We start from the raw sequence: 5656 nt of genomic DNA, 5'->3' as shown, positions 1-5656 counted from the left end.
TAAGATAGAGAAGTTGCCCTTCGGGCCTGGTCGTGATGGCTGGGTCGTGGGAGCATCCGATCCTTGAGAACTCAACAGCGTGCACTTGTCAAATGCCAAATTATCCTCGTTCAGCCTTCGGGTTGGGTGAGAATTCCTTTGGATCAAAGACCAACTCCTTTGGGGGTTGGCAACGGATAAAGTCAGCAATGATTTGTCTCTTTGGTCAGCATCAAACTCGCTGCGGACACGGTTTTCCCTGTGTTTGTATGCATTTCTTTTTTACGGAGAGTTTGATCCTGGCTCAGGATGAACGCTGGCGGCGTGCTTAACACATGCAAGTCGAACGGTGAAGCCCAGCTTGCTGGGTGGATCAGTGGCGAACGGGTGAGTAACACGTGAGCAACCTGCCCCTGACTCTGGGATAAGCGCTGGAAACGGCGTCTAATACTGGATATGTGACGTGACCGCATGGTCTGCGTTTGGAAAGATTTTTCGGTTGGGGATGGGCTCGCGGCCTATCAGCTTGTTGGTGAGGTAATGGCTCACCAAGGCGTCGACGGGTAGCCGGCCTGAGAGGGTGACCGGCCACACTGGGACTGAGACACGGCCCAGACTCCTACGGGAGGCAGCAGTGGGGAATATTGCACAATGGGCGCAAGCCTGATGCAGCAACGCCGCGTGAGGGATGACGGCCTTCGGGTTGTAAACCTCTTTTAGCAGGGAAGAAGCGAAAGTGACGGTACCTGCAGAAAAAGCGCCGGCTAACTACGTGCCAGCAGCCGCGGTAATACGTAGGGCGCAAGCGTTATCCGGAATTATTGGGCGTAAAGAGCTCGTAGGCGGTTTGTCGCGTCTGCTGTGAAATCCCGAGGCTCAACCTCGGGCCTGCAGTGGGTACGGGCAGACTAGAGTGCGGTAGGGGAGATTGGAATTCCTGGTGTAGCGGTGGAATGCGCAGATATCAGGAGGAACACCGATGGCGAAGGCAGATCTCTGGGCCGTAACTGACGCTGAGGAGCGAAAGGGTGGGGAGCAAACAGGCTTAGATACCCTGGTAGTCCACCCCGTAAACGTTGGGAACTAGTTGTGGGGTCCATTCCACGGATTCCGTGACGCAGCTAACGCATTAAGTTCCCCGCCTGGGGAGTACGGCCGCAAGGCTAAAACTCAAAGGAATTGACGGGGACCCGCACAAGCGGCGGAGCATGCGGATTAATTCGATGCAACGCGAAGAACCTTACCAAGGCTTGACATATACGAGAACGGGCCAGAAATGGTCAACTCTTTGGACACTCGTAAACAGGTGGTGCATGGTTGTCGTCAGCTCGTGTCGTGAGATGTTGGGTTAAGTCCCGCAACGAGCGCAACCCTCGTTCTATGTTGCCAGCACGTAATGGTGGGAACTCATGGGATACTGCCGGGGTCAACTCGGAGGAAGGTGGGGATGACGTCAAATCATCATGCCCCTTATGTCTTGGGCTTCACGCATGCTACAATGGCCGGTACAAAGGGCTGCAATACCGCGAGGTGGAGCGAATCCCAAAAAGCCGGTCCCAGTTCGGATTGAGGTCTGCAACTCGACCTCATGAAGTCGGAGTCGCTAGTAATCGCAGATCAGCAACGCTGCGGTGAATACGTTCCCGGGTCTTGTACACACCGCCCGTCAAGTCATGAAAGTCGGTAACACCTGAAGCCGGTGGCCTAACCCTTGTGGAGGGAGCCGTCGAAGGTGGGATCGGTAATTAGGACTAAGTCGTAACAAGGTAGCCGTACCGGAAGGTGCGGCTGGATCACCTCCTTTCTAAGGAGCATCTGACTCTTCGGAGTCCAGAACCCAGATCAGAGCGTTCGTCTCTGCTGGGAGCTCATGGGTGGAACATTTGACATGACATCAGCGCAGCTGATTTCTGCTAGTACGTCGGTCTCTTCGGGGGCTGGTTGGAATGTGGGGGTTGGTGAGCGGGGTGTCTGCACGCTGTTGGGTCCTGAGGGACCGGATGCGCTTTGGCCTTCGGGCTGGAAGCACAGTCGGTTTTTCTGGGCCTCTTTCTGTTTCCCCTTTGGGGTGGCAGGTTGGGGCACCGCCCGTACTTTGAGAACTACACAGTGGACGCGAGCATCTTGCAACATGGTCTTCGGATCGTGTTGCACAAGATGATCTTAAAGATCATTAGTCAATTTTTTCGATTCGGTCTTCGGACTGGTCGAGTTTTGATTCAAACTCATGTGATTTCAAGTCTTTAAGAGCAAACGGTGGATGCCTTGGCATCTGGAGCCGAAGAAGGACGTAGCAATCTGCGATAAGCCTCGGGGAACTGATAAGCAAGTTTTGATCCGAGGGTGTCCGAATGGGGAAACCCCGCTGGGCGGCGTGCCGACCTAGTGACTCCCGCCTGAATATATAGGGCGGGTAGAGGGAACGTGGGGAAGTGAAACATCTCAGTACCCACAGGAAGAGAAAGCAACCGCGATTCCGTTAGTAGTGGCGAGCGAAACCGGATCAGGCTAAACCTAGCGTGTGTGATAGCCGGCAGGTGTTGCACGTTGGGGGTTGTGGGACTTTTCAGTCATCTCTGCCGAGGTGGCGGCGTTACAAGAAGGTATAGACGAACGGTCTTGAAAGGCCGGTCATAGAGGGTGCCAACCCCGTAGTCGAAATGCCTTGCTTGGCGCGAAGAGTATCCCAAGTAGCACGGGGCCCGTGAAATCCCGTGTGAATCTGTCAGGACCACCTGATAAGCCTAAATACTCCCAGATGACCGATAGCGGACAAGTACCGTGAGGGAAAGGTGAAAAGTACCCCGGGAGGGGAGTGAAATAGTACCTGAAACCGTTTGCTTACAAACCGTTGGAGCCTCCTTAGTAGGGGTGACAGCGTGCCTTTTGAAGAATGAGCCTGCGAGTTAGCGATATGTGGCGAGGTTAACCCGTGTGGGGTAGCCGTAGCGAAAGCGAGTCTGAATAGGGCGATTCAGTCGCATGTCCTAGACCCGAAGCGAAGTGATCTATCCATGGCCAGGTTGAAGCGACGGTAAGACGTCGTGGAGGACCGAACCCACTTAGGTTGAAAACTGAGGGGATGAGCTGTGGATAGGGGTGAAAGGCCAATCAAACTTCGTGATAGCTGGTTCTCTCCGAAATGCATTTAGGTGCAGCGTTGCGTGTTTCTTGCCGGAGGTAGAGCTACTGGATGGCCGATGGGCCCTACAAGGTTACTGACGTCAGCCAAACTCCGAATGCCGGTAAGTGAGAGCGCAGCAGTGAGACTGTGGGGGATAAGCTTCATAGTCGAGAGGGAAACAACCCAGACCACCAACTAAGGTCCCAAAGCGCGTGCTAAGTGGGAAAGGATGTGGAGTTGCCTTGACAACCAGGAGGTTGGCTTAGAAGCAGCCACCCTTGAAAGAGTGCGTAATAGCTCACTGGTCAAGTGATTCCGCGCCGACAATGTAACGGGGCTCAAGCACGCCACCGAAGTTGTGGCATTGACATTATTGGTAGGCCTTCGTGGTCCAGCCGTGTTGATGGGTAGGAGAGCGTCGTGTGGCCAGAGAAGCGGCGGTGTAAACCAGCCGTGGAGGCTACACGAGTGAGAATGCAGGCATGAGTAGCGAAAGACGTGTGAGAAACACGTCCTCCGAAAGACCAAGGGTTCCAGGGTCAAGCTAATCTTCCCTGGGTAAGTCGGGACCTAAGGCGAGGCCGACAGGCGTAGTCGATGGACAACGGGTTGATATTCCCGTACCGGCGAAGAACCGCCCAAGCTAATCCAGTAGTGCTAAGTGTCTGAATCCTAGTGACTGATCCCTTCGGGGTGACGCTCTGGGCCTAGCGCACGACCCCATTCTGGTGCGGTTAGCGTATTAACAGGTGTGACGCAGGAAGGTAGTCCAGCCGGGCGATGGTTGTCCCGGTGCAAGTGCGTAGGCCGAACGGTAGGCAAATCCGCCGTTCACATAGGCTGAGACACGATGCGAATAAAAAGTGGATGATCCTATGCTGCCAAGAAAAGCATCGACGCGAGGTTCTAGCCGCCCGTACCCCAAACCGACTCAGGTGGTCAGGTAGAGAATACCAAGGAGATCGAGAGAATCGTGGTTAAGGAACTCGGCAAAATGCCCCCGTAACTTCGGGAGAAGGGGGGCCTTCGGCGTATAGGGATTTACTCCCAAAAGCGTTTGGAGGCCGCAGAGACTAGTGGGTAGCGACTGTTTACTAAAAACACAGGTCCGTGCCAAGTCGCAAGACGATGTATACGGACTGACGCCTGCCCGGTGCTGGAAGGTTAAGAGGACCGGTTAGCCGCAAGGCGAAGCTGAGAATTTAAGCCCCAGTAAACGGCGGTGGTAACTATAACCATCCTAAGGTAGCGAAATTCCTTGTCGGGTAAGTTCCGACCTGCACGAATGGCGTAACGACTTCCCAACTGTCTCAACCGCGAACTCGGCGAAATTGCATTACGAGTAAAGATGCTCGTTACGCGCAGCAGGACGGAAAGACCCCGTGACCTTTACTACAGCTTGGTATTGGTGTTCGGTGTGGCTTGTGTAGGATAGGTGGGAGACTTTGAAGCATGGACGCCAGTTCATGTGGAGTCATTGTTGAAATACCACTCTGGTCACTCTGGATATCTAACTTCGAACCGTAATCCGGTTCAGGGACAGTGCCTGGTGGGTAGTTTAACTGGGGCGGTTGCCTCCCAAAAAGTAACGGAGGCGCCCAAAGGTTCCCTCAACCTGGTTGGCAATCAGGTGTCGAGTGTAAGTGCACAAGGGAGCTTGACTGTGAGACTGACAGGTCGAGCAGGGACGAAAGTCGGGACTAGTGATCCGGCAGTGGCTTGTGGAAGCGCTGTCGCTCAACGGATAAAAGGTACCTCGGGGATAACAGGCTGATCTTGCCCAAGAGTCCATATCGACGGCATGGTTTGGCACCTCGATGTCGGCTCGTCGCATCCTGGGGCTGGAGTAGGTCCCAAGGGTTGGGCTGTTCGCCCATTAAAGCGGTACGCGAGCTGGGTTTAGAACGTCGTGAGACAGTTCGGTCCCTATCCGCTGCGCGCGTAGGAAGTTTGAGAGGATCTGACCCTAGTACGAGAGGACCGGGTTGGACGAACCTCTGGTGTGTCAGTTGTTCCGCCAGGAGCACCGCTGATTAGCTACGTTCGGGATGGATAACCGCTGAAAGCATCTAAGCGGGAAGCCGGCCTCAAGATGAGACTTCCATACCTTCGGGTGAGAGGCTCCCAGCCAGACTACTGGGTTGATAGGCCAGATGTGGAAGCACGGTAACGTGTGCAGCTGACTGGTACTAATAAGCCGATGACTTGATAACACACCGTTTGTTGGTGCTACGCGTCCACTGAGTGGTTCTCGATGTACGGTCGAGAACCGCATAACAACAATGACTTTGTTATGTGTTTGATTGAAACATCAATAGTGTTTCGGCGGCCATAGCGTGAGGGAAACGCCCGGTTACATTCCGAACCCGGAAGCTAAGCCTCACAGCGCCGATGGTACTGCAGGGGGGACCCTGTGGGAGAGTAGGACACCGCCGGACTTCTTTTAGACAAAATGGCCACCCAAAGCTGGGTGGCCATTTTGCGTTCGCCGATGAGGCCACCCGATCGGGTGGCCTTTTCGCGTTAACCACCCGTCGCCCGCGCCATAACGCC

3 rRNA genes are annotated in these 5656 nt (G+C 54.6%); all 3 read left to right on the top strand.

The annotated features are described in order from the left end of the window. The first annotated feature begins 260 nt into the window (after positions 1-260). The 3 genes from D7252_RS19715 to rrf all read left to right on the top strand — a co-directional run bounded on the left by D7252_RS19715 (position 261) and on the right by rrf (position 5541). Positions 261-1783 (top strand): 16S ribosomal RNA (locus D7252_RS19715). A 429-nt stretch (positions 1784-2212) separates the two neighbouring features. Beyond that, positions 2213-5316, top strand: a 23S ribosomal RNA gene (locus D7252_RS19705). A gap of 108 nt (positions 5317-5424) precedes the next feature. Then, a 5S ribosomal RNA gene (gene rrf, locus D7252_RS19700) occupies positions 5425-5541 on the top strand. The 16S, 23S and 5S rRNA genes sit together here, the layout of an rRNA operon. Positions 5542-5656: the final 115 nt, after the last annotated feature.

The organism is Microbacterium sp. CGR2, assembly GCF_003626735.1.
In the GTDB taxonomy this organism is placed as follows: Bacteria; Actinomycetota; Actinomycetes; order Actinomycetales; family Microbacteriaceae; genus Microbacterium.
This window is presented reverse-complemented; position numbering and strand designations above follow the sequence as displayed.